Source organism: Pseudoalteromonas sp. CO109Y (assembly GCF_004208935.1).
In the GTDB taxonomy this organism is placed as follows: Bacteria; Pseudomonadota; Gammaproteobacteria; order Enterobacterales; family Alteromonadaceae; genus Pseudoalteromonas; species Pseudoalteromonas shioyasakiensis.
Map to the genome: position 1 here is coordinate 1 of NZ_SGPD01000010.1, position 22403 is coordinate 22403.

At 42.1% G+C, this 22403-nt stretch carries 19 protein-coding genes; 11 read left to right on the top strand and 8 right to left on the bottom strand.

Annotated elements, in window-relative coordinates:
- Positions 1 to 113: 113 nt before the first annotated feature.
- Genes trpA through EXT43_RS02415 form a run of 6 tightly spaced genes read right to left on the bottom strand, consistent with a single transcriptional unit; the run spans position 114 to position 6674 of the window.
- Positions 114 to 926 (bottom strand): tryptophan synthase subunit alpha, encoded by an 813-nt coding sequence (gene trpA / locus EXT43_RS02390; RefSeq protein ID WP_130166255.1) that lies wholly within the window; start codon positions 924 to 926, stop codon positions 114 to 116.
- Positions 923 to 2107, bottom strand: a complete 1185-nt coding sequence (trpB, locus tag EXT43_RS02395; protein ID WP_130166256.1) for a tryptophan synthase subunit beta — start codon at positions 2105 to 2107, stop codon at positions 923 to 925. Before trpB ends, trpA begins: the two co-directional genes overlap by 4 nt.
- A 7-nt stretch (positions 2108 to 2114) precedes the next feature.
- Positions 2115 to 3479 (bottom strand): bifunctional indole-3-glycerol-phosphate synthase TrpC/phosphoribosylanthranilate isomerase TrpF, encoded by a 1365-nt coding sequence (gene trpCF, locus EXT43_RS02400; protein WP_063529744.1) that lies wholly within the window; start codon positions 3477 to 3479, stop codon positions 2115 to 2117.
- Complete coding sequence (gene trpD / locus EXT43_RS02405; RefSeq protein ID WP_130166257.1) at positions 3472 to 4491, bottom strand: anthranilate phosphoribosyltransferase; 1020 nt, start codon at positions 4489 to 4491, stop codon at positions 3472 to 3474. The genes trpCF and trpD overlap by 8 nt, the downstream gene beginning before the upstream one ends.
- A gap of 9 nt (positions 4492 to 4500) precedes the next feature.
- Complete coding sequence (locus EXT43_RS02410; RefSeq protein WP_058584769.1) at positions 4501 to 5106, bottom strand: aminodeoxychorismate/anthranilate synthase component II; 606 nt, start codon at positions 5104 to 5106, stop codon at positions 4501 to 4503.
- Positions 5106 to 6674: an anthranilate synthase component 1 gene (locus EXT43_RS02415; RefSeq protein ID WP_130166258.1), complete on the bottom strand. Its 1569-nt coding sequence runs from the start codon at positions 6672 to 6674 to the stop codon at positions 5106 to 5108. Before EXT43_RS02415 ends, EXT43_RS02410 begins: the two co-directional genes overlap by 1 nt.
- Before the next feature lie 524 nt (positions 6675 to 7198).
- Here EXT43_RS02415 and EXT43_RS02420 point away from each other — a divergent pair.
- The 6 genes from EXT43_RS02420 to EXT43_RS02445 all read left to right on the top strand — a co-directional run bounded on the left by EXT43_RS02420 (position 7199) and on the right by EXT43_RS02445 (position 11905).
- Entirely contained in the window at positions 7199 to 8038 is an 840-nt protein-coding gene (locus EXT43_RS02420; RefSeq protein ID WP_130166259.1) for a PHP domain-containing protein, read from the top strand.
- Between the two features lie 9 nt (positions 8039 to 8047).
- Positions 8048 to 8668 carry an L-threonylcarbamoyladenylate synthase gene (locus EXT43_RS02425; RefSeq protein WP_130166260.1) on the top strand — a complete coding sequence of 207 codons (621 nt, stop codon included), beginning with the start codon at positions 8048 to 8050 and terminating at the stop codon, positions 8666 to 8668.
- Between the two features lie 8 nt (positions 8669 to 8676).
- The gene (locus tag EXT43_RS02430; protein WP_058584771.1) at positions 8677 to 9513 is read left to right on the top strand and encodes a ScpA family protein; all 837 of its coding nucleotides are present in this window, start codon (positions 8677 to 8679) and stop codon (positions 9511 to 9513) included.
- 80 nt (positions 9514 to 9593) lie between these two features.
- On the top strand, positions 9594 to 10445 hold the full coding sequence (locus EXT43_RS02435) for a GNAT family N-acetyltransferase (RefSeq protein WP_130166261.1): 852 nt from the start codon (positions 9594 to 9596) through the stop codon (positions 10443 to 10445).
- Between the two features lie 325 nt (positions 10446 to 10770).
- A complete protein-coding gene (locus EXT43_RS02440; protein WP_130166262.1) occupies positions 10771 to 11325 on the top strand; it encodes a cytochrome b in 555 nt (184 codons plus the stop codon).
- A gap of 1 nt (position 11326) precedes the next feature.
- Positions 11327 to 11905 carry a YceI family protein gene (locus tag EXT43_RS02445; RefSeq protein WP_054561236.1) on the top strand — a complete coding sequence of 193 codons (579 nt, stop codon included), beginning with the start codon at positions 11327 to 11329 and terminating at the stop codon, positions 11903 to 11905.
- A gap of 62 nt (positions 11906 to 11967) precedes the next feature.
- Here the strand turns inward: EXT43_RS02445 and EXT43_RS02450 are convergent, their stop codons facing one another.
- Entirely contained in the window at positions 11968 to 12828 is an 861-nt protein-coding gene (locus EXT43_RS02450) for a TIGR02285 family protein (RefSeq protein ID WP_130166263.1), read from the bottom strand.
- A 113-nt stretch (positions 12829 to 12941) separates the two neighbouring features.
- Complete coding sequence (locus tag EXT43_RS20645; RefSeq protein WP_165381452.1) at positions 12942 to 13109, bottom strand: hypothetical protein; 168 nt, start codon at positions 13107 to 13109, stop codon at positions 12942 to 12944.
- Positions 13110 to 13471: 362 nt separating this feature from the next.
- On the opposite strand from EXT43_RS20645, the gene EXT43_RS02455 reads away from it, so the two are divergent.
- From EXT43_RS02455 to EXT43_RS02475, 5 genes are all read left to right on the top strand, one after another.
- The gene (locus EXT43_RS02455) at positions 13472 to 14047 is read left to right on the top strand and encodes a hypothetical protein (protein ID WP_130166264.1); all 576 of its coding nucleotides are present in this window, start codon (positions 13472 to 13474) and stop codon (positions 14045 to 14047) included.
- Between the two features lie 46 nt (positions 14048 to 14093).
- A complete protein-coding gene (locus EXT43_RS02460) occupies positions 14094 to 15041 on the top strand; it encodes an acetoacetate decarboxylase (protein WP_130166265.1) in 948 nt (315 codons plus the stop codon).
- 2 nt (positions 15042 to 15043) lie between these two features.
- Positions 15044 to 17275, top strand: a complete 2232-nt coding sequence (locus EXT43_RS02465; RefSeq protein WP_130166266.1) for an NAD(P)-binding protein — start codon at positions 15044 to 15046, stop codon at positions 17273 to 17275.
- Between the two features lie 142 nt (positions 17276 to 17417).
- Positions 17418 to 19682, top strand: coding sequence for a TonB-dependent receptor (locus EXT43_RS02470; RefSeq protein ID WP_240701462.1), 2265 nt, complete (start codon positions 17418 to 17420; stop codon positions 19680 to 19682).
- Between the two features lie 37 nt (positions 19683 to 19719).
- Positions 19720 to 22401: a 7TM diverse intracellular signaling domain-containing protein gene (locus tag EXT43_RS02475; RefSeq protein WP_130166267.1), complete on the top strand. Its 2682-nt coding sequence runs from the start codon at positions 19720 to 19722 to the stop codon at positions 22399 to 22401.
- Positions 22402 to 22403 lie beyond the last annotated feature (2 nt).

A 22403-nucleotide genomic window follows, 5' to 3' on the forward strand; every position in this document is an offset into this window, starting at 1 on the left:
AGTTAGTTGCCTAACTACGGATTGTGCATGATCATTCTGATCGGTCAACTGATCAACTTCTTAACTGATCAGCATTAGCCTTTAAGGCCCTTTTTTAAAGTAATAAAACAAACTTACTTAGTAGCTGCTTTCATACTGGCTACAAACTCTTTTAAACCAGTTAGCATCGCTGTCTGGTCATCAAGGTTTGCCTCGATAATTTTAACAACAGCTGAGCCTGAAATCGCACCAGCGGCTCCTGACTCAAGTGCTGATTTAACATCTTCTGGTGTTGATACACCAAAGCCTAATAATGCCGGTGCAGCATGGTAATCTTTTAGTTTTTTAACTAATGAATCTGCTGGCATTTGTGCCTTGGTTTCTGTGCCTGTCACACCTGCGCGTGAAAGAAGGTATGTGTAACCACGGCCATATGACGCACACTCTCGTAAAGTGTCATCATCAGCATTCGGTGTAGCAATAAAAATTGGGTCAATACCATTTTGCATTGCTGTTTTACGAAATGGCTTTGATTCGTGTAGCGGCACGTCAGCCACTAAAATTGAATCGACACCGGCTTCTTTAGCATCTTGATAAAACTTTTCAATGCCACGTTTAAACACTAAGTTTGAATACAATAACAGGCCAATTGGAATATCGGCATTGTACTGGCGCACTTGTTTGATGATATCAAAGCAATCTTGGGTATTAATGTTTTCATCAAGTGCACGAATGTTAGCAGCTTGGATCACTGGGCCATCAGCAATCGGATCAGAAAATGGAATACCTAGCTCAAGGGCATCAGCGCCGCCATCAATTAAGCTTTTGATGATTTCTACACTCAGTGCTTTATTAGGATCGCCAATCGTAACGAAGGGTACAAAAGCACCTTGGTTTGTTTCATTTAATGTGGCGAACAGTTGTCCGTAACGGTTAGTCTGGCTCATAGTGCGCCTCCTTCTGATAAAACACTGTGTACGTGAGCCAAATCTTTATCGCCTCGGCCGCTTAGGTTAACCACTAAAATGGTGTCTTCGGTTTGTTGATCGGCATATTTAAGGGCATATGCGAGGGCATGGCTTGATTCAAGCGCTGGAATAATCCCCTCGTTCTTAGCCAGTAGTTGGAATGCTTCAAGTGCTTCAGTATCGGTAATACCTACGTACTCAGCACGGCCAGTTTCATGTAAGTGCGCATGTTGTGGGCCAACAGCAGGGTAATCAAGACCTGCTGATACAGAGTAAGACTCTTCAATTTGGCCATCATCATCTTGCATAATGTAGGTATAGGTTCCGTGTAAAATGCCTTTGGTGCCTTTACATAAGGTTGCACCATGCTGGTGGGTATCTAAGCCTTTACCAGCAGGCTCTACACCAATTAGTTTTACGCTTGGTTCATCAATAAAGTCTGTAAACATACCAATAGCGTTAGAGCCACCGCCCACACAAGCAAGCACAGCATCCGGTAAGCGACCTTCTGCTTTCAATACTTGTTGTTTTGCTTCTTCACCAATCATTTTTTGGAACTCACGCACCATGGTTGGGAATGGGTGAGGGCCTGCTGCAGTGCCTAGTAAGTAGTGAGCATCTTTGTAATTTGCTGACCAGTCACGCAGTGCTTCGTTTACTGCGTCTTTTAAAGTACCAGAGCCCGCTGTGACAGGAATAACCTCTGCGCCCATCAGTTTCATACGAAATACATTTGGTTGCTGACGTTCAACGTCTTTTGCGCCCATGTAAATACGGCATTTTAAGCCAAGTAGGGCACAGGCTAGGGCCGTTGCAACACCGTGTTGGCCGGCACCTGTTTCTGCAATCACTTCTTTTTTACCCATGCGTTTGGTCAGAAGTGCTTGACCAAGTACTTGGTTGGTTTTGTGCGCACCGCCGTGGAGTAAATCTTCACGCTTTAAATAAAGTTTTACCTTAGGATTTTTAACTAAGTTACGTGTCAGAGTTAATGGCGTAGGGCGACCTGCGTATTCATTTAATAGTTTTTCAAACTCAGCCTGAAAAGCTGGATCGTTTTGTGATTTATTAAACTCTGCTTCTAGTTGCTTGAGTGCTGGCACAAGCAGCTGTGGTACAAACATACCACCGAATTCACCGAAATAAGCTGGATTTTGCATTCTAACCTCAATAATTTCTGATATGCGAAAACGCGTTTTGTAATTTTGTTTGGCACTTTTTACCCGCTGACGCTTCAACGCCAGAATTTAGGTCAAGGCCATTAGCACCGCGATAAAGCGCTGCATGGATATTCTCTGGATTCAAACCACCGGCTAACATAAACGGCACGGTTGCCGTCTCTAGCACAGACCAATCAAATGCTTCGCCTGTGCCGCCTTTTTGGCTCTTGCTGTAAGTGTCGTATAAATGGCGATCAACCCCTTCAAGTGGTTTAGGTAATTCGCCTTTAACAGCTTGGGCTTTCCAAATTTCACAGCCAAGCGGTAATTGTTTTCTGAGGCTTTGAATATACTCGCTATTCTCATCGCCATGTAATTGCACGGCTGCTAATTTTAAGCTTTGTGCATAATCGACCACTTGTTCAAGAGGTGCATTGACAAACACACCCACATACGCGAGTGGGGCACTTTGCGTAACTTGCTTGGCACAGTCGATATCGACATAGCGCGGTGACTTAGGATAAAAAATTAAGCCACCATACACAGCACCACTTGCGTAGGCTGCCATCGCATCTTGTGAACGGGTTAAACCGCACACTTTGTTCTCACCTAAAATCACTTTACGACATGCGGCTTCTAAGTCGCGCTCAGCCATTAGTGAGCTGCCAATTAAAAAGCCATCACACAATGGCGCAAGGCGTTTTACATCTTTATGGGTATAAATGCCCGACTCTGAAATCACCACTTTGTCATTTGGGATAAGCTGACGTAAACGCTCTGTTGTTGCAAGGTCAGTACTTAAATCACGAAGGTCGCGGTTATTAATACCGATAAGGCTGGCATTCAGTGCAAGAGCACGGCTAACTTCTTGCTCATTGCTAACTTCAGTGAGCACCGACATGTTTAAAGAGTCAGCCACCTTATGAAGCGCTAAATATTGCTCGTCATCAAGGACAGAGAGCATTAATAAAATGGCATCACCACCAGATAAGCGTGCTAAATAAACTTGGTACTCATCAATAAAGAAGTCTTTACAAATAAGCGGCTGTTCAACTTGGCTGCGCACATACTCAAGGTACTCATAGCTGCCTTGGAAATATTTTTCATCTGTTAGTACGCTCATGCAGGTAGCGTACTTTTTATAAACCGATGTAATTTCCTCTAAATTGAATGGTTCGCGAATAAGTCCTTTTGACGGTGAGGCCTTTTTACATTCTAAAATAAACTGCGTACCGGTTGCTGCTAATGCGCCTTCAAAGTCTCGCTTGGTTGGCACAACCTCGCTAATGAATGACTCAAGCGGGCGCTGTGCTTTTCTTTGTTCTAATTCAATACGTTTGTCGGCAACAATTTTGTCTAACACGTTAGCCATGACTTACCTCAATAATTGCGTTCAATGTGTCCATCGCTTTGCCTGATGCTAATAATTCGCTTACTTGATCTGCGGCTGCTTTTAAATCACTTGCTTTATCGGTTAAATAAAGAAGAGCGGCAACGTTGGCTATAATGGCTGCGTTATGCGCCATTTCACCTTGACCTTGTAAAATCGCTAAGCTTGCTTTTGCGTTATATTCTGGGCCTTGGCCTGCTAGTTGTTCAAGTGAATAGTTTGCAAGACCAAAATCGCTCGCTGTTAGCGTGTATTCGCTCAGTTCACCGTTATTAAGTTCAACCACTTTGGTTGTCCCGTGTAAGGCAATTTCATCAGTGCCTGCACCGTGAACCACCATAGCGCGTTTTGTGCCAAGGGTTTTTAAGGTTTCGGCCATTGGTAAACACAGCGAAGGGTCATAAACACCAAGCAATTGCACCTCAGGAGCTGCAGGATTGGCCAGTGGCCCTAAAATATTAAAAATTGTGCGGCTTTTAAGGGCCGTACGTACGCCCATCGCATGGCGTACACCACTGTGATAATGCGGCGCAAATAAAAATGTAAAGCCGGTATTTTCTAAACAATACGCAGCTTGCTCAGGGCTCATATCAATATTGATACCCAAGGCTTTTAGTAAATCCGCAGAGCCCGAATTACTCGACACACTGCGATTACCATGTTTGACCATGTTGATGCCCGCAGCGGCGGCAACAATAGCAGCCGTGGTACTAATATTAATTGTGTTTGAGCCATCGCCACCGGTACCACAGCTATCGGCAAGCAAGGTTTTGTTGGTTTGAAATGGCACTGCATTGGCGCGCATTGATGCCGCAGCACCGGCGATTTCATCACTTGTTTCGCCTTTTAGTTTTAGGGCGATAAGTGCAGCAGTTAATTCAATATCATTAAGCTTGCCATTCATGATGGCATCAAACAATTGAGTTGCTTGCGAAAACGATAAATCTTGCTTTGCTAATAATTGGTTTAACTGGGTTTGAGTTGTTGCTTCCATGTTATTCCTCTACTGCACGCGTGCGGTTAAAAATTCAATGCTTTGCTGTAATAGCAATGCGCCATTTGGCGTTAAAATTGACTCAGGATGAAACTGATAGCCAAGGGCATTATCTTGTTGATGGTAAATTGCCATTGGAATATTTTCATAACAAGCAATTACTTCAACGTCATCAGGGACTTTGGTTGCCATTAATGAATGATAACGAGCAACTGGCATTTTATCGCCCATACCCGCGAATACTGGGTGCTCAGTCAACTCAATAATTGATGACTTGCCATGCACAGTTTCACCTGCATGACCAATAACCCCACCGTAGCTTTGTGTTAGTGCTTGCTGCCCTAAACAGATACCCAGCATAGGGAAGCGACCTTTGCACAGCTCAATGAGCTCCATTAAACAACCCGCATCAGATGGTGCGCCAGGGCCAGGTGAAAGTACTAATAATACAGGCACTGTCTCTTGGCACATTTTGTCGAAGATGCTTTGTGCACTGATGTTATTACGGTATACCACTAACTGGCACCCTAACATAGAAAGTTCATCGACTAAGTTATAACTAAATGAATCAAAGTTATCTAAAAAGTAGATTTTATAGGCTGATGTTGTCGTCATTATTGTGCCTCGTAAGTCGATTGAATCGCAGTGATCACAGCTTGTGCTTTAGCGCGGGTTTCATTGGCTTCTGATTGTGGATCTGAATCAAACACCACACCTGCACCTGCTTGCACGTAGGCTGTGCCGTTTTTAACAAAGGCAGAGCGAATAACAATACAGCTATCCATGGCGCCATCGCCCGTTAAATAACCCACAGCACCGCCATAGCTGCCGCGGCGTTTTTGTTCAGTTTGACGAACTAACTCAGCAGCGCGTACTTTAGGTGCACCCACTAAGGTGCCCATGTTCATACAAGCTTGGTAAGCATGCAGCGCATCGAGTTCAGGTTTTAAAGTACCCACCACGCGTGAAACTAAATGCATCACTTGTGAGTAGCGGTCTACTTTTAATAATTCTTTCGCGTGACGTGTGCCTGGTACGCTAATACGGGCTACATCATTTCGCGCTAAATCAACTAACATCAGGTGCTCGGCACGTTCTTTTTGGTCGTTACGAAGTTCAAGCTCAATGCGGCTGTCTAGGTCTGGATTAATTTGCCCGTTAGCAAACTTGCCACGAGGGCGAGTGCCGGCAATAGGGTATACCTCAACTTGTCTACTCTCTGCGCAATATTTGAGGGCTGACTCGGGTGATGCGCCGAATAACACGAACTCTTCATCGCGCATGTAAAACATATATGGGCTTGGGTTTTGTTGTTTTAATTGGCTGTAAGCATGAAGTGAGTCAGGGCAGGCGAGAGAAAAAGTACGTGATGGTACAACTTGGAAAATATCACCATCAACGATGTTGTTTTTTAACTTGATGACATGTTCGCAGTATTGCTCGTCGCTAACATCGACAGAAATTGGGTTTGAGCCTGTTTGCTTTTGTCCTTGGTAGCTTTGTGCATTGTCACATACGGCATTTAAACGCTCTAACTGTTGACCAACCTCAAAGCAATTAGCATGGACTTCAGGGCCGTTAAATACATTGCCAATTAGCTCGGTTGTTTTTGCTTGATGGTCGATGACAACTAACGTTTCGGCGAGGTAGAAAACATAATCTGGACAGCTGTTTTCGCCGTCAGGCACATCAGAAAGAGTTTCGAAATTAGCAACCATATCGTAGGCAAATACACCGCCTAAGAACACAGAAAATGGGTTATCTGTGGTGCTTTTAATACTATTAATACAGCTACGTAGCGCGCTAAATGCGTTATCTGCTACTAATTTACTGGCTTCATCAATGTCGCTTGCGACCTCGTTGTAGGTTAACGTTAATGTATCTTCTACAAGCTCAGCAGAGCAGTTTTGCACATGAGTTTGTAAATAAGGCAGTAATTGTTTGCCGTTATTTGACTGTGCAGTGAGTGTGACCTGTTTGCCTTGGCAAACAATACGTAGCGCTGAGTCAACCAAAATTAGACTTTTTACACTGTCTTTAGAATCAATTTCAGCAGACTCTAACAGCAGTGAATTAGGCTTATCGAGTAAACTGTATAACGCAAGTGGGCTACTGATGTAGTCGCGCACTTGAGTGATACTGGTTACTTCACCCGGTGTCGTTGTTATATGACTAAAAATCAAACCTCATTCTCCCTCATTCCCAAAAACTCTTTAAAAAACAAAACCCCGCGAAGCGATGCTTGGCGGGGTTCGTATAAAGATGCCTATAAATTAGATAGACCCTTACCGTCCCGCTAAGCCAGGCGCCACCACCAATGATGTGTAAGAGTTGCTATGTAATTCATTATAAAACCTTAAAATTTAGATATAAAAAAACCCGCTACTTGAGCGGGTTTTGAAATCGTTAGACACGACAATTCATCACCCGCTAGTTACGAGTGCCACCACCAAATTGTGATTTGAATTGTTTTGTTCATTGTTATTGCTTATTTAACGTGTCTGAAAGTGCATACAGTAAAGCGTACCTAAGCCGATACTGTCAAGCATTAATTTACATATTAGTACGAGTTCGGCATTTACCCATCGCAATTGCCCATTTATGTGGGTATATATGTCTAACCTAAAAAGATAATCACGCCCAGACACTAAATTTTTGTTATACTCACATCATTGATTCAAGAACTTACGTAAAGCAGTCTTTCCCTTTGATAAAATACGATTTACATAGCCACACCACATACTCAGATGGTCAGCTATCAGTCGAGCAATTGTTACACCGCGCGGTTGAGAAAAACATAGATGTGTTTGCAATTACCGATCACGACACGTTAAGTGCGATAAAGCCAGCTCGCCAAGTTATTGCAGATGATAATTTACCGCTTAAATTAATTGCTGGCGTTGAAGTATCAACAAAATGGGAAAGCTTTGAAATTCATATTGTTGGCTTAAATGTTGATGATGAAAATGACGCACTGTTGTCATTATTACAAGCACAACAAGGCAAGCGTGAAGAGCGCGCTTTAGAGATAGGTCGTCGCCTCGCTAAAAATGGTTTTGAAGGCATTTACGACCAAGCAAAAACATTTGCCGAAAACGCCCAGATCACACGGGCGCATTTTGCCCGTGCACTAATTGAGCGTGGTGTTGCTAAAAACTTTCCTGGGGTATTTAAAAAGTACTTAGGGCGAGGAAAAACAGGCTATGTACCAAGTAGTTGGTGTGATATGCAAACCGCAATTGCTGCCATTCACCAAGCCGGTGGGGTTGCCGTTCTTGCTCATCCTGGGCGTTATCAAATGTCTAACAAGTGGCTACGTAAGTTAATTATTGAGTTTAAAGACGCAGGTGGCGATGCGATGGAAGTTGCACAGCCACAGCAAGCACCCAGTGAGCGCCAGTTTTTAGGTGAACTGAGTCGTGAATATGGTTTACTTGCGTCGCAAGGGTCAGATTTTCATTTTCCGACCAGTTGGTTGGAGTTAGGTAAAAATTTATACTTACCAAAAGATTGCCAAGGGGTTTGGCAAGCATGGGAAGGGCAATAGGAGCGTGTAATGAGTCAGTTTTTTCATATTCATCCAGATAATCCGCAACCACGCTTAATCAGCCAAGCGGTTGATATTATTAAGCAGGGCGGTGTTATTGTATACCCAACCGATTCGGGTTACGCACTTGGTTGCAGCATTGGTAATAAGCAAGCAAAAGAGCGCATCGAACGTATTCGTGGCATTGAAAAACACCATAACTTTACTTTGGTCTGCCGTGACTTATCAGAGCTATCTACTTATGCTCGCGTTGATAATCAGTTATTCAGATTGATTAAAAATAACACCCCAGGGCCTTATACATTCATCTTTAAAGGCACTAAAGAAGTACCAAAGCGTTTATTAAACGAAAAGAAGAAAACCATTGGTATTCGTGTTATCGAACACCCAATCACCTGCGCTTTATTAGCTGAATTAGGTGAGCCGTTAATGTCGTGTTCTTTAATTTTACCGGGTGAGCAATATACCGAGGCTGATCCTGATGAAATTCGCGATCGCATTGAAAAGCAAGTTGATTTAATTATTCATGGTGGTTATCTTCCTGAACAGGCAACCACTGTAATTGACTTGTCGGATGATGATATCGAAATCTTACGTGTGGGTTGTGGTGATACTAAACCATTTGAGTAGAGACTTCATTGACTAGCCCAGAGCTTGACGCGCCAGATAATTTACAAGAGCCAGTACAGCAAAAGCTGCCACTGGCTTTTTTGCATGGCAAAGCAGTAGTTGATAAACCTGAAGACTTATATATTCCACCCGATGCGTTAGAGATCATTTTAGAAACCTTTGAAGGTCCTCTCGATTTACTTCTGTATTTAATCAAAAAACATAAACTCGATGTGCTAGAGCTCTCTATTTTTAGTATTACTGAGCAATATGTAAGTTATGTTGAAATGATGAGCGAGTTTCAGCTTGAACTGGCTGGTGAATACCTTGTGATGGCGGCGTTATTAGCACAAATTAAATCACGATTATTATTACCAAAACATGAAGAGCTTGAAGAGGAAGAAGACCCACGTGCTGAGCTTGTAAGACGTTTACAAGAATACGAACAATTTAAAAAAGCCGCCGAAAATCTTGATGAGATCCCTCGCGAAGGCCGTGATATTTTTATTGCCGAAGCGCTGGTACCAGAATTGAGTGAGCGTGAGGTACTGTTACCTGACGTTGACATGAAAGACCTGTTAGTTGCGCTAAGCGACGTTATGGCCCGAGCCAAAACATTTGAACACCATCATATTACCGCAGAAGCCTTGTCGACCCGTGAGCGCATGAGCTTAATCTTAGATAAACTCTCAGAGGCCCAATCACAGCTGCCTTTTAGTACTCTTTTTACGGTAGAAGAGGGCAGAAGTGGTGTTGTAGTTAGCTTTATCGCCATGTTAGAGCTGGTGAAAGAAAACCTGATCAGCTGCTTTCAGGTAGATGCCAATAGCCAGATTTATGTTGGTTTGGTGGAAGAAGGCGAATAGCTGGAAGTTAATAGTTTTAAGCTTTCAGCGGTAAGTCTTAAGTTAGCTGTCATAGTAAACTGAAAATATAAGGAAAGCAGATGCAAAATAAACACTTTACAATCAAAACCATGACCACAAAGGAAGTCGAACTCATGATTGATTGGGCAGCAGCAGAAGGCTGGAATCCAGGTCTTAATGATGCAGAGTGTTATTTTGCAGCTGATCCTGAAGGATTTCTAGTTGGTTTTCTAGACGATGAGCCTATCGCTACAATTTCTGCCATTAATTACCACGATGTATTTGGCTTTATTGGCTTCTACATTGTTAAACCCGGTTACCGTGGCAAAGGTTACGGAATACAAATCTGGAATGCCGCATTAAAGCGCCTTGAAGGGTTGAATATCGGCCTTGATGGTGTGGTGGAACAGCAAGAAAACTATAAAAAGTCTGGTTTTAATCTGGCTTATCGTAATATTCGTTTTGCAGGAGTAGGCGGTGGTAATTCACAGCAAAATTCAGATATTGTAGATCTTAATGCTGTGCCATTCGAAATTATTGACGCATACGAACAGGCTTTTTTCCCAGTAAATAGGGCAAACTTTACTAAAGCGTGGTTAAGCCAACCCCAATGCGACGCTTTGGGCGTAATGCAAAATGGGAAACTGGCAGGATACGGCGTTATTCGCAAATGTCAGAATGGCTTTAAAATTGGCCCTCTATTTGCCGACTCACCAGAATTGGCTGAATCTCTATTTCTTGCTTTAAATTCTAAAGTGGGTGCCTCTGACGCTATTTTCCTGGATACACCAGAAGTTAATCAAGCTGCTGTTGCTTTAGCACAGAAATACAACATGCAGGTGTCATTTGAAACCGCCAGAATGTATACCGGCGAATGTCCGAGCTTGCCATTAAACCGTATTTTTGGCGTCACTTCTTTTGAAATCGGCTGAGTTTATTGGGGTGAGCGACTAATCGGTTGTGAGAAAACTAAAAATTTATCACGTTAAGAATTAAACGCTCTTATTAACGAGGATTCATACTACTGCTAGCACCTAGCACCTAGCACCTAGCACCTTCTGTCTTTCCCCTTTCCCCTTGCAACTTTACTCTTTCCCCTTTCCCCTTTCCCCTTTCCCCTTTCCCCTTTCCCCTTTCCCCTTTCCCCTTTCCTTGGGTGTGCATATACGCACAGAAGCTGTTCGTTTTACGCTATTTTCATTATATAAGCCGTCATTTAAGATGTATCTAGTTTCACGATTCTCATGGGAAATGAGTATGTTAAAGAATTCAAAGTCAAGTTATGGCTGGGTGGCCATCTTAGTGCACTGGTTTATGGCACTTGGGGTGTTTGGTTTGTTTGGCTTAGGGGTTTATATGGTTGAGCTAACTTATTACGACGCTTGGTACAAAGGCTCTTTGGACTTACATAAAAGCGTGGGCATTACCTTAGCGGCATTATTGCTGTTTCGATTTGGTTGGCGCTTATTAGGCACCCAACCTGAGCCTGTTGCAGGTAGTTCAAAAGCAATGAATCGAGTTGCACACTCAGTCCATAAACTAATTTATTTAGCTTTAATCGTCATTGTGACATCAGGCTATTTAATCTCTACGGCTGATGGCCGTGCAATTGAAGTATTTAATTTATTTGCTGTACCGGCATTACCCGAGTCGGTCGCGAACCAAGAAGATATTGCAGGTAAAATTCACTTTTATGCCGCGTATGGGCTAATAGCTGTGGTTGTTTTACATGCTTTAGGGGCACTAAAACATCATTTTATCGATAAAGATAAAACCTTAATTAGAATGATCAAACCATTGAAGGATGATTAATATGAAAAAATTACTATTAGGCACAGCACTAAGTGCTGCACTTTTCTCAACAGCAAACGCAAATGCAGCTGACTACGTTATTGATACAGACGGTGCACACGCATTTGTAACTTTTAAAATTAAGCACTTAGGTTACAGCTGGTTACATGGTCGCTTTAATACTTTCTCAGGTGATTTTAGCTATGACGATAAAGCGCCTAATGCATCTAAAATCAATGTAACGATTGATACTAAAAGCATCGACTCAAACCATGCTGAGCGTGACAAGCACTTACGCGGTAAAGACTTCTTAAATGTTGATAAATACCCAACTGCAACATTTAAGAGTACCTCAATCAAGTTTGATGAAGACGGTGACGAAGCAGATGTTACTGGTGAATTTACCTTGAATGGTGTAACCAAAACCATTACTTTTGAAATTGATAAAATTGGTGAAGGTAAAGATCCGTGGGGCGGTTACCGTGTTGGTTTTGAAGGCGAAACAAGTCTTAAATTAACTGACTATGGTATTGACTACAACCTTGGCCCTGCTTCTACGCATGTTGATATTGGTTTATTCATTGAAGGTGTGCGTAAGTAAGCACCGTTAATACGACCGCCAATTCGCATAACTATGTGGGTTGGTAAACTTAAAAGTGCCGCTTAATGAGCGGCACTTTCGTTTCTATCTTTTAATCTCTTTTCTAAAATGGGCTGCAAATTATCCGGTAGCCAGCGAACTAACACATCATGAAAAGCATCTGTATGAGCGATTTTCTCAAGAGCTTCATCTAATAATTTTACCGTTACCTCACCTTGCTTGTTTTTAGTGCAGCCTATATAGCCAATGCTTAACGCCGGAGCTTCAGTAAGTGATAGTTGAGTTAAGTCATCTTCAAAGCCCATGGAATGAGCCAAGTAATAATGCTCGCTTGGGTAGCCAAGTAATATATCAATACGCTTTTTTTGCAGCATATAAGTTAGGCTTGCGAGGGTATCTCTGCCGGGGCGAGAGATAATATTAGCGTCATGACTTTCGTTAATCACTTTGTCGATATTTGCTCCAAAAGAGCGACTCATAGAGACCCCTAAAGCAAGGTTTTCGGCCAATAATGATTTTAGTGACACAGGTTTTGTTGAGTCTAGCTTAAGTTTTGTTGCTAACTCTTTGCGTATTGCAATAGACGGCGACAAACCAACAGTTGATGAATGTTCAGTAAACTGAATATGCTGCTTACGGTGCTCGTTTTGATACAACGACAGCATACAGTAATTGTTGTGCGGGTTTGATAGTTCATGTACGGCACGACTAGCCGGCAATAAAGTGCGTTTAAATGACACTTCAGGGAGTGCTTTTTCTAGTAATTTGATCACACTTTCATCACGACCTGTGCCTTCGTACTTGTCATTCATGATGTAGTAGGGGGCAAAATCGACCATGATCCACTCAATGGTCTTCGGTTGCTTGGTTGCAGCAACGGGCAGGCAAAAAAGTAATAGTAAAATAGACCACACACAACGCATTTTTACTACCTATTTATGGGCTAAAAATATAAGTGTAGCAGGAATTTAGCTATATGCAGGCTGGTGGTAAAAACTAAAACGCCAGCTTGTTGGCTGGCGTTTATCGGTAGGGTTTAGTTGGCTTTTAACCACTTCACAAATTGGCGTGCATCACTGGCCTTTTGGAAGATGGCATTTTTTAAGCCCTGCGTGTCACTAAAAATTACACGCTGTTTATTTACCGAGATTGATTGCACTGGATGTGCGATCTGGATCAAAGATCCGTTGTATTTATATGACATAATAAAACTCACTCTTTCTTTTGTCAGTGTCTGTAGAGCTTTAAAAGGCATTTAAAAATACAGACCGACATTTGTTGTCTTGCTAACAGTGTTGACTAAGTTTGTGACAGTTTGGTGATGATTTGAAAATTCATCAAAATGTCATTTAGCAAACAAGTTGCAAGTATTTATACGAATATGCGGGAATTACTGGATCAAGGTAAGGGGTTAACCGCGTGGTTTCTAAAAACCAGACAAGTAGATTACTGTAAGAATTAACTAAGCGCAAGGTTTATTTTTTAAACATCAAAAATAATCTCTGGATGTTTAACAGAAACAGGCGTATTGTGATTAGGCACAAAATAACAATAAGAAGTATGCTTATGAATTACCTTTTGGTATCAGATATATTCGGTAAAACAGCGCATTTATCGCTGCTTGCTCAGCAGCTTCGCGGTAAAGTGAGTCTTTGTGACCCTTACATGGGGGAAATTCAGCTCCCCATAAATGATCAGTTTCAATATCAACATTTTATGACTCAATGCGGCCATGACAGTTATTTTGAGCTAGTGCATTTAAAAATGGCTACTATTCGCCAGCCAACCACGGTTATTGCATTTAGTGCAGGTGCTGCCGCTGTGTGGCGTGCCCAAGCAGAATTAAAAAATTCTTTCATTAAAAAAATCATTGCCTTTTATCCATCCCAAGTTAGACATCATCTTGAGCTTGAGGCTAACGTTCCTTGTCGATTTATTTTTCCTCACAGTGAAGAGCACTTTGATATAAAGCCTGTGATTGCAACATTAAAAAGTAAAGCGAAGGTGAGCTGTGAAATAGCCGACTATGGTCATGGGTTTATGAACCCGCTATCTGAGAATTTTAATCAGCTCGGTTATCAGCAATTTACCGAACAGCTACTAAAAGAGTGTTGTAACTCAGAACTTGTCCCCAACGATTAAAAAACTGGTCTATAGTCATTACTAAACAACAATATAAGTAATGACTATGACGGACCAAGCAAATTACAGCCACTTCTTATCTAACCCGGTTGCTAAACCACCTTGTCGAATGATCAATGCGCAAATGTACGGATTTTTTGTTGCTGGGTGTGAGCAAAAAATGCAGCAGTATGTTGATGCAACTTTAAATTTATTAGCAACCGAATCAACCTCGTTTAATGTGTTAGGGAGCACGTGTTTACTTACCTTCACTGATATCGAAAAAATTTCTTCATTAACGCCACCGTTTTCAGAGCATGGCTGGATGCAAGAAACTGATATTATTATTTGGCTCCCAGTAGCAAAAATGCTCGATGGAGATATTAGTCATTTATATTGGTATCCGGCATTTATTAGCGTCAATAACATTTATGCTTTGATTAATGGCCGGGAAGCCTGGGGCTACAATAAATACCTCTGTGAATATCAAATGCCAACTGCTGTGAGTGATGCGGGCGCCTTTAGTATTTCTTTAGAATGTTTTGATGTGTTTAACCCAGACTCTAAATTAGCAATGCATGAGCTATTAACCATTGAGCAAACACAGGCAAGTACCAAGGAAAACCTACTCGATAACTTATCCCATTTTTCTAAACACGTTACCGATTTGTTTGATGCGCAAATTAAAGGCATTGATTTATCGCTTCTTAAACAATTGTTAGACGGGTTTATTCATCCGCAGATGGATCAGATTTTGTTTAAACAATTTCCCGATGGCCAAGGAGATAAAGCCGTTTATCAAAGCGTGGTTCACTCACCATCGTTAATCAAAAAAATTCATCAATTAAAACTTTTACACAATGATTTTAGTTTGGATGTAAAAGCTCTTGCGAGTTTTCCTCTAAATGACATGTTTGGCATCGCACTTGGCAAACAAGCGGTTCATTTACCTTTTTACGTCAATATGGACTTTGACCAGCTTGGCGCAACACAACTGCTACCAGCACAGGGGTAACCATGGAAAAAGAAAAAATCACCATTGTCGGTGGCGGTGTTGCAGCGATGACTGCGGCAGTGTATTTAACCGAGCAAGCTAATTGGCAAAGCCAGCGCGAAATTACCGTTTATCAACAGGGGTGGCGCCTTGGCGGTAAAGGGGCGAGTGGTCGAAACGCCCATTTTGGACAGCGAATCGAAGAGCATGGTTTACATGTTTGGTTTGGCGCCTATGTAAATAGCTTTCGCACCCTAGAAGGGGTGTATAACTCACTCAATCGACCAGCTAGTTGTTCATTGGCTACTTGGCAGCAGGCATTTAAACCACACAGTTTTATTGCTTTACAAGAGTTTATTGATAACGAATGGCAAACTTGGCCGATAGATTTTCCTACCGTTGAAGGGAACCCCGCTGATGGCAGTCTAGATATAACAGTGTGGGACTTTGTCACCATGACATTAGCATGGCTAAAAAAATGGACCGAAGGCATTGAGCATGTTTGTCAGCAGCAAGATGCTAAAACCATTTTAGTGACTAAAAAATCACGGGATCAATCGTTACTCAAACACATGTATCAAGAAATCAAAGCAGACATTGATACCCATTTAAATGGCGCAAAGCAGTTTATTGATGATATTGAAGCAGGTGCGGCAGAAATTGCCTCAAACCCGCGAACATTGATAACTCATTTGCTGCAGTTCACCGAAAAGCAGGCCACCCATACAGATAAGCAGGCCGATCGGCTTGTGATTTGGTATATCGTCAGAAAGTTAAAACGTTGGTTTAAAGACCAAGTTATTGATTTACTCGATGACAACCCGGAGCTGCGCAGACTTTATATTTGTGCCGATCTTGCGATTGCAATGCTCACAGGATTGATTAAAGACAAAGTATATCGCGACGGTTTTGGTGTCATTAATTGCTACGATTTTCGTCAGTGGCTCGAAAAAAATGGTGCGAATAAAACTTACAGCGTTGATTCAGCGCCAGTGCGCGGCTTTTATGATTTGGTGTTCGCTTACCCTAAAGGTGACTTTAGTAAACCCAATGTTGAAGCAGGCGTTGCCGCCCTTGCTATGTTACGTATAGGTCTTTGCTATAAAGGCGGCGTAATGTGGAAAATGCAAGCAGGCATGGGCGATGTTATTTTCGGGCCAATTTATGAACTTTTAAAGCAGCGCGGTGTTAAGTTTAAGTTTTTCCATCAGTTAACTAACTTATCTGCTGGGCAAACTGCCCAAGGTGAGCCGCTGGTGAGTGAAATTGAGCTTTGCCAACAGGTGAGTTTAGTTGGCCAAGATTATCAACCGCTCATTGATGTAAAACAGCTGCCATGCTGGCCAAGTGAGCCACTGTATGAGCAAATCAGCCCTGAACAAGCGCACTTATTGCAAGAATATCAAATTAATTTAGAGTCATTTTGGAGTAATTGGCCAGAGGTGTATCAAGAACACTTTAGTACCCCATTGCCAACAGTGACGCTTCGCTATGGTATTGATTTTGATACACTGATTTTAGGGGTCTCGGTTGCCTCTCTTGAACACGTTGCCTCTGAACTTTTAGCTGTAGATTACGCGCTTTCTCAACAAGCAACAAAAGTGCAAAGTGTGGCGACTCAGGCTTGCCAAGTATGGTTGAATAAAACCGACGCACAACTTGGCTTTACGCAAACTAATGCTGCTCATGAAGGGCCTATTTTAAGTGGCTTTGTAGAGCCGTTTGATACTTGGGCTGCAATGGGCAACTTGCTCGATAAAGAAGATTGGCCAAGTGACAACTCACCAGTTAATGTTGCCTATTTTTGCAGTGCGTTTAGCTGCGAAAACTACCCACCTGCCAGTGCACATCAATTCCCAGAGCAAATGAAAGCCGAAGTAAAATTGAATATGCATAATTTGTTTAGCTCAGATATGCGGCCACTTTGGCCTGAAGCCTATACTGATAACAAGTTTGATTGGCAGGTTTTTTACAGTGATCCGCATAGCATTTTACCTGTTCTTGAGCAGCAATATTGGCGCGTTAATGTCGATCCCAGTGAGCGCTATGTCCTATCTGTGGTTGATTCGAGTAAATACCGTTTGGCTACAGATGGTAGTCAGTTTGTCAATTTGCGCATCACTGGCGACTGGATAAAAACAGGGGTTAATGCGGGCTGCGTTGAGGCTGCTGTGATGGCCGGTATGCAAACAGCCCGGGCAATATGTGGTTGGCCAAACGAAATCAGCGGAGAGCATGCATTCGAAAAAGGATAGTGTGAGCAAAGTTGTAAATAAGTATGCGTATAAGTCATGAATTTTCATGATTTATATGCGACTTTAATCTATTGTTTGGTCTATACTTACCACTAAATTACAACAATTTAACAAGTTTCCCTCTTTTAAGGTCTAAAAGCCAATGAAGCGTCCTTTTCTTAAAGATCCAAAGTTTATGATGTTGTCGAGCTCAAGCTTGGCGGCATGTGTAATGGCAAGCGCTGTTGCACAAGGAGCTGAGACTGAAAAAGACATGGAAGTTATTAGCGTTTATGCACAAAAGCGTCCGCAAGCAATTGAAGACGTGAGTGTGGCGGTAAGCCAAGTGAATGGCGAAATTTTAAAAGCTCAGCATTTTAAAGATTCAACTGAAATTGGTTTGTTTGCGCCAAACGTTAAAATCACCCAAAACGCCGCAGAAGGGACGCCTCCCGCTGTGAGTATCCGTGGGGTGGGGTTACTTGATTATAATACGGCGAATACCTCACCTGTTGCCATGTATATTGATGGTGTTGCGGTGGGGTCTGCCAATAATCAAATTGTTAACTTGTACGATATTGAACAACTCGATATTTTACGCGGCCCGCAGGGTACCTTGTTTGGTCGTAATTCTACCGGTGGTGCAATACTAATACGCTCAAATCGCCCTGAGTTTGATAGCTATGGCTCGCTAACATTAGGTGCTGCCAATAACAACGCCACCAGCATCGATGGTGTGTGGAACCAGCAACTCTCAGACTCCAGCGCAATGCGTATTGCTGTTAACTATCAAGACTATGAATATTCAACAAAAAATACCTATGCAGACTCACCAACAGCAGGCATGGAGCAAAAAAATGCACGTGTGTCTTTTTTGTCCGAGTGGGATGACGTTGATCTTTACCTGCAAGCGCATATTGAAGATTGGGATGGTATTGCCCAGCCAGTTGGTAGTATTGGTATTGTCGCGAATCCTTTAACGGGTGAGCTGTGTTCACCAGCAGATGCGGGCTCAACACGCTGTTTTGATAACTTTGGTTTTAATGATGGCAGTGATGACTTCTTTGCTGTGAGTGTCAATAACGACTCACCTCATAAATCTGATGGCTACGGTTTTATCGCCGAAGTGAATTGGCATTTAAACGAGCAAAGTACATTTACCTCACTTTCGAGCTTTAACGATTTAGAAAGAAGCCATGCTTTTAACTGCGATGGCTCGCCAGCTCGTTTGTGCGAAGGAGTATTAGGGTTAGATACCCAACTATTCAGCCAAGAATTCAGGATATTAAACGAACTTGCTGATTACACACTCACCAGTGGTGTTTATTTTGCCGATGAGACGATTGAGCAAGATAATCTAAATGATATTTTGCGTGATTTCCGGGGTATTTTACCGACAAACTTAACCGCGACCTTTATTTACGATAATGAAATCAAGATGCAAAATTTGGCTGTATTTACCCAAATTGAAGTACCAGTCGCAGATAAATGGATGATCACAGCCGGCCTTAGATATGACTATGAGTCACTTGAGTATGACTCAATCGCCACGTTAAATGCGGTGGTTGATGTGAATGACTTAGACGGAGTGCTTGTACCATTTTATCGCGTTACCGATGAGCAATCAGACAATGGCTTTACTGGTCAATTTGCCGTTAATTATCGCTATTCAGATGCAAGCAATCTTTATTATCGTTTTGCTAATGGTAGTAAAAGTGGTGGCTACAACGGCGGCTTTTTGTCATCTGAAGAACAAGCAATCTTAGCAAACTACGGTAAAGAGCGCTTAAATGCCCATGAAGTTGGCTTAAAGTCGTTCTGGCCTGGCAAGCAACTTAGAATGAATTGGGCGGCGTTTTATTATGACTATAACGACCAACAAGTGTTTATGAATCAAGCCTCAGAAACACCGCAAATGCCCCCAGTGCAATTACTTGAAAATGTGGCTGACTCAACTATTTATGGCCTTGAAACAGAAATCAATTACCAAGCAACTAAGCAATTAGCCATGCTACTTTCAGTTGGCTATATTCCTCATGCTGAGTTTGAAGAATACGTTGACCCACTTGGCAATAGTATTACCGATAACCAACTACCATTTACTTCTAAATGGAATGTATCAGCGGGATTAAAATACGATACCAGCTTGGCGTCATATCCGTTATCGGCCAATATTATTTACGATTATCAGTCTGAGTTTTATTTTGATCAGAACATGAACCCTTATGCCCGCCAAGACGGCTTTAGCATTGTTAATGCGCATCTAAAATATGATGTTGATAATTGGTCATTTACTTTATGGGGCAAAAATTTATTTGATACTGAATACAGTCAGTTAAAGTTCGATTTAAGCTCGTTCTTAGGCATGCTTGAAGACTTTAAAGGGGAAGGGCGTCGCTATGGCTTTGATGTTTCAATGCAATTCTAGTCGTTGCCAACTCCACGATGTTACAGGGGTTTTGTGAATGCGGTTAAAGCTGTATTTAAGCACTCTGCTGTTTTTGGTTTTATTAAGTGTTTCGGCTAATGCACAAGATACGTTTGTCTACACCGACGCCGTGGCTGATCAAAACCTTCATGATGTCGGTGAAGTGTTTACGGCAAATGATAATATGTTTCCGCAATCGGTGGCTGCGATTGATGCATGGCGAGCCAGCAAAAAACCACAATCTCGAATAAGCTCTGTCGGCGGTCGCTATTGGTTAATTGTTGAAATTGAAAATCTAAGTGATATCGAAGATTTAGTTCTCTACCCGTATAACACCCTGGTTTCGAAAATAGAAAGCCGCATTTACGATATAACAGATCCAACGGCCCCGATACAGCACTTTGTAACCGGCGGGGTCGAGCCAAATCAATTTGCTTTTCACTATGGTAATCGCTTATCTCTTGAAAAAGGTAAGCGCTACACACTAATCACTTATTTTGAGAGTGACTACTTTTATACTCCCGCAAAGCTGGTATTAACGCCTTATCAAGATTATTTTCAGAACATAACCGTCGAAAATATGATCATGATGCTGTGCTTTGGGGTGGGCATTGCACTTGGTTTATATAACTTATTAATTTACTTGGTTTCCCGTGATGTTACACACCTGTATTACGCATTATTTACTGCTTCCTGGGTGTTTGCTTGGAGCCATTTTTTCCATATTTCTGATCAGCTGTTTGGTTACTATAATCCCCATCTTCACTGGCTCGGCTTTGCCCTCACACCCTTAACCAATATTTTGTTTTACAACAACTTACTTAAACTCAAAGAAACATTTCCGAAACTGGCGCAATTATCACTCACGGTGGGTGTAATCGCCACTTTGGGTATTCCGTTTTGTATTTTATGGCCAAGCTTTGGTTTTTATTGGTCAACGTTAGTAACGGGTGTTGCTTTATGTTTAGGCTTATACATAGGTATTCGCTGTATGCTCATTGGCTTCAAGCCAGCACGCTATTTTGTGCTTGCTTACATTGCCATGATGCTACCGAATATGGTCGGTAATTTAACTAATTTAGGCTTGCTGCCAGCTACTTCCATTAATTTATATTTATTGGGGTTGATAGGCACAGCCATGGACGCCATGTTGCTGGCGTTTGCTGTGGCCGATAAGTTTAGGTTGCTTCACGATGACAACGTAGAGCTCAACAAAAATCTAGAAGAAAAAGTCCATTTAAGAACCTTGGAGCTTGAAGAGCTTGCCTCTGAGCTTCGCGATGCGAATGAAGCTAAAAGCCGTTTCTTAGCGAATATCAGTCATGAGATTCGCACCCCAATGACATCAATTATTGGCTATGCAGATGGCATTATGCTCGGGGACATTAAGCCTCATGAGCGCAACCATGGGATTGGCGTTATATTGCAAAATAGCCGCCATGTCCTTGGATTAATAAACGATATACTCGATATGTCGAAGATTGAAGCCAACAAGCTAGAAATAGATTTAGTCGAAACAGACTTGTTTGCCACGATTGCCAATATTGAGTCACTTATCGGCAAGCAAATTCGCGATAAGGGCTTAAAGTTCAGTGTTGATTATCAGTTCCCGTTGCCAGACTACCTAATTACCGATCCGAGTCGTTTAAGGCAGATCTTATTAAACTTAACAACCAACGCCCTTAAGTTCACTCAAGTGGGGCGTATAACTTTAACGGTGAGCTGTCATAACGATAAGTTGTCGATAAGCGTAAAAGACACAGGTATTGGCATGACAGACAAAGAGCAACAAGCCCTGTTTAGTGCCTTTTATCAAGCGGATTCAAGTATTTCTAGGCAGTATGGTGGCACGGGTCTTGGCCTTAATATTTCAAAGAGCCTTGCGCAGAAATTGGATGGGGATATTAGCGTTAAAAGTAATGTCGGCTCTGGCAGTGAGTTTATTTTCACCATGTCGATTTATACTACAGATAATACACGCTGGCTTAATGATATGAGCGAAGTGAAGCTCGTTGAAACCTCACCGTTTAGTAAGCTTGATGCACCAGAGAACTTAAAGGGCAGAGTATTACTTGCCGAAGATCACCCAGACAACCGACGTTTAATTGCGCGAATATTAGAGCGTATGGGGCTGACAGTGACCACCGTTGAAAATGGTAAAGACGCAGTGCAAGCAACCCTCGAAGACAGCTTTGACCTTATTCTACTGGATATTCAAATGCCGATTATGGACGGTCAAGAAGCATTAAAAATGATGCAAGCAACGGGAGTGAGTGCGCCAATCATTGCACTGACAGCGAATACCATGAAGCATGAAATTGCCCGTTATATGAAACAAGGCTTTAATGATTTAATCGCCAAACCAATTGATAGAAACGCGTTTAGCCATAAAATTGCCAGTTACTTAGATTGCGATGAGTTGGCCGATATCAAGTTACCTGAAAAAGAGTTTCAGGCGCTTAAAGATGACTACATAAAAGGCCTTGAAGAACAGTATCGAGAAATGCGCGAGCAATACAAAAATATGGACATTGATGGCTTAAGCAGAAATGTTCATATGCTTAAGGGCGCTGCGAACATGTTCGAATGTGAAACGCTTTATGTTAAGGCGGTTGCCGTTGATGCTGCGCTTAAAAAAGATACCGTCACGCTCGATACGCAACTTATTGCATCCTTATTTTGTGCCATGCAAGACGAGATAACCAAGGTAACGCATTGATT

Excerpts from the sequence above, each read along its gene's own strand:
- trpA (WP_130166255.1), bottom strand. The coding sequence starts at position 926 with ATGAGCCAGACTAACCGTTACGGACAACTGTTCGCCACATTAAATGAA.
- trpB (WP_130166256.1), bottom strand. The coding sequence starts at position 2,107 with ATGCAAAATCCAGCTTATTTCGGTGAATTCGGTGGTATGTTTGTACCA.
- trpCF (WP_063529744.1), bottom strand. The coding sequence starts at position 3,479 with ATGGCTAACGTGTTAGACAAAATTGTTGCCGACAAACGTATTGAATTA.
- trpD (WP_130166257.1), bottom strand. The coding sequence starts at position 4,491 with ATGGAAGCAACAACTCAAACCCAGTTAAACCAATTATTAGCAAAGCAA.
- EXT43_RS02410 (WP_058584769.1), bottom strand. The coding sequence starts at position 5,106 with ATGACGACAACATCAGCCTATAAAATCTACTTTTTAGATAACTTTGAT.
- EXT43_RS02425 (WP_130166260.1), top strand. The coding sequence starts at position 8,048 with ATGAGTCAGTTTTTTCATATTCATCCAGATAATCCGCAACCACGCTTA.
- EXT43_RS02435 (WP_130166261.1), top strand. The coding sequence starts at position 9,594 with ATGCAAAATAAACACTTTACAATCAAAACCATGACCACAAAGGAAGTC.
- EXT43_RS02440 (WP_130166262.1), top strand. The coding sequence starts at position 10,771 with ATGTTAAAGAATTCAAAGTCAAGTTATGGCTGGGTGGCCATCTTAGTG.
- EXT43_RS02445 (WP_054561236.1), top strand. The coding sequence starts at position 11,327 with ATGAAAAAATTACTATTAGGCACAGCACTAAGTGCTGCACTTTTCTCA.
- EXT43_RS02450 (WP_130166263.1), bottom strand. The coding sequence starts at position 12,828 with ATGCGTTGTGTGTGGTCTATTTTACTATTACTTTTTTGCCTGCCCGTT.
- EXT43_RS20645 (WP_165381452.1), bottom strand. The coding sequence starts at position 13,109 with ATGTCATATAAATACAACGGATCTTTGATCCAGATCGCACATCCAGTG.
- EXT43_RS02455 (WP_130166264.1), top strand. The coding sequence starts at position 13,472 with ATGAATTACCTTTTGGTATCAGATATATTCGGTAAAACAGCGCATTTA.
- EXT43_RS02460 (WP_130166265.1), top strand. The coding sequence starts at position 14,094 with ATGACGGACCAAGCAAATTACAGCCACTTCTTATCTAACCCGGTTGCT.
- EXT43_RS02465 (WP_130166266.1), top strand. The coding sequence starts at position 15,044 with ATGGAAAAAGAAAAAATCACCATTGTCGGTGGCGGTGTTGCAGCGATG.
- EXT43_RS02470 (WP_240701462.1), top strand. The coding sequence starts at position 17,418 with ATGAAGCGTCCTTTTCTTAAAGATCCAAAGTTTATGATGTTGTCGAGC.
- EXT43_RS02475 (WP_130166267.1), top strand. The coding sequence starts at position 19,720 with ATGCGGTTAAAGCTGTATTTAAGCACTCTGCTGTTTTTGGTTTTATTA.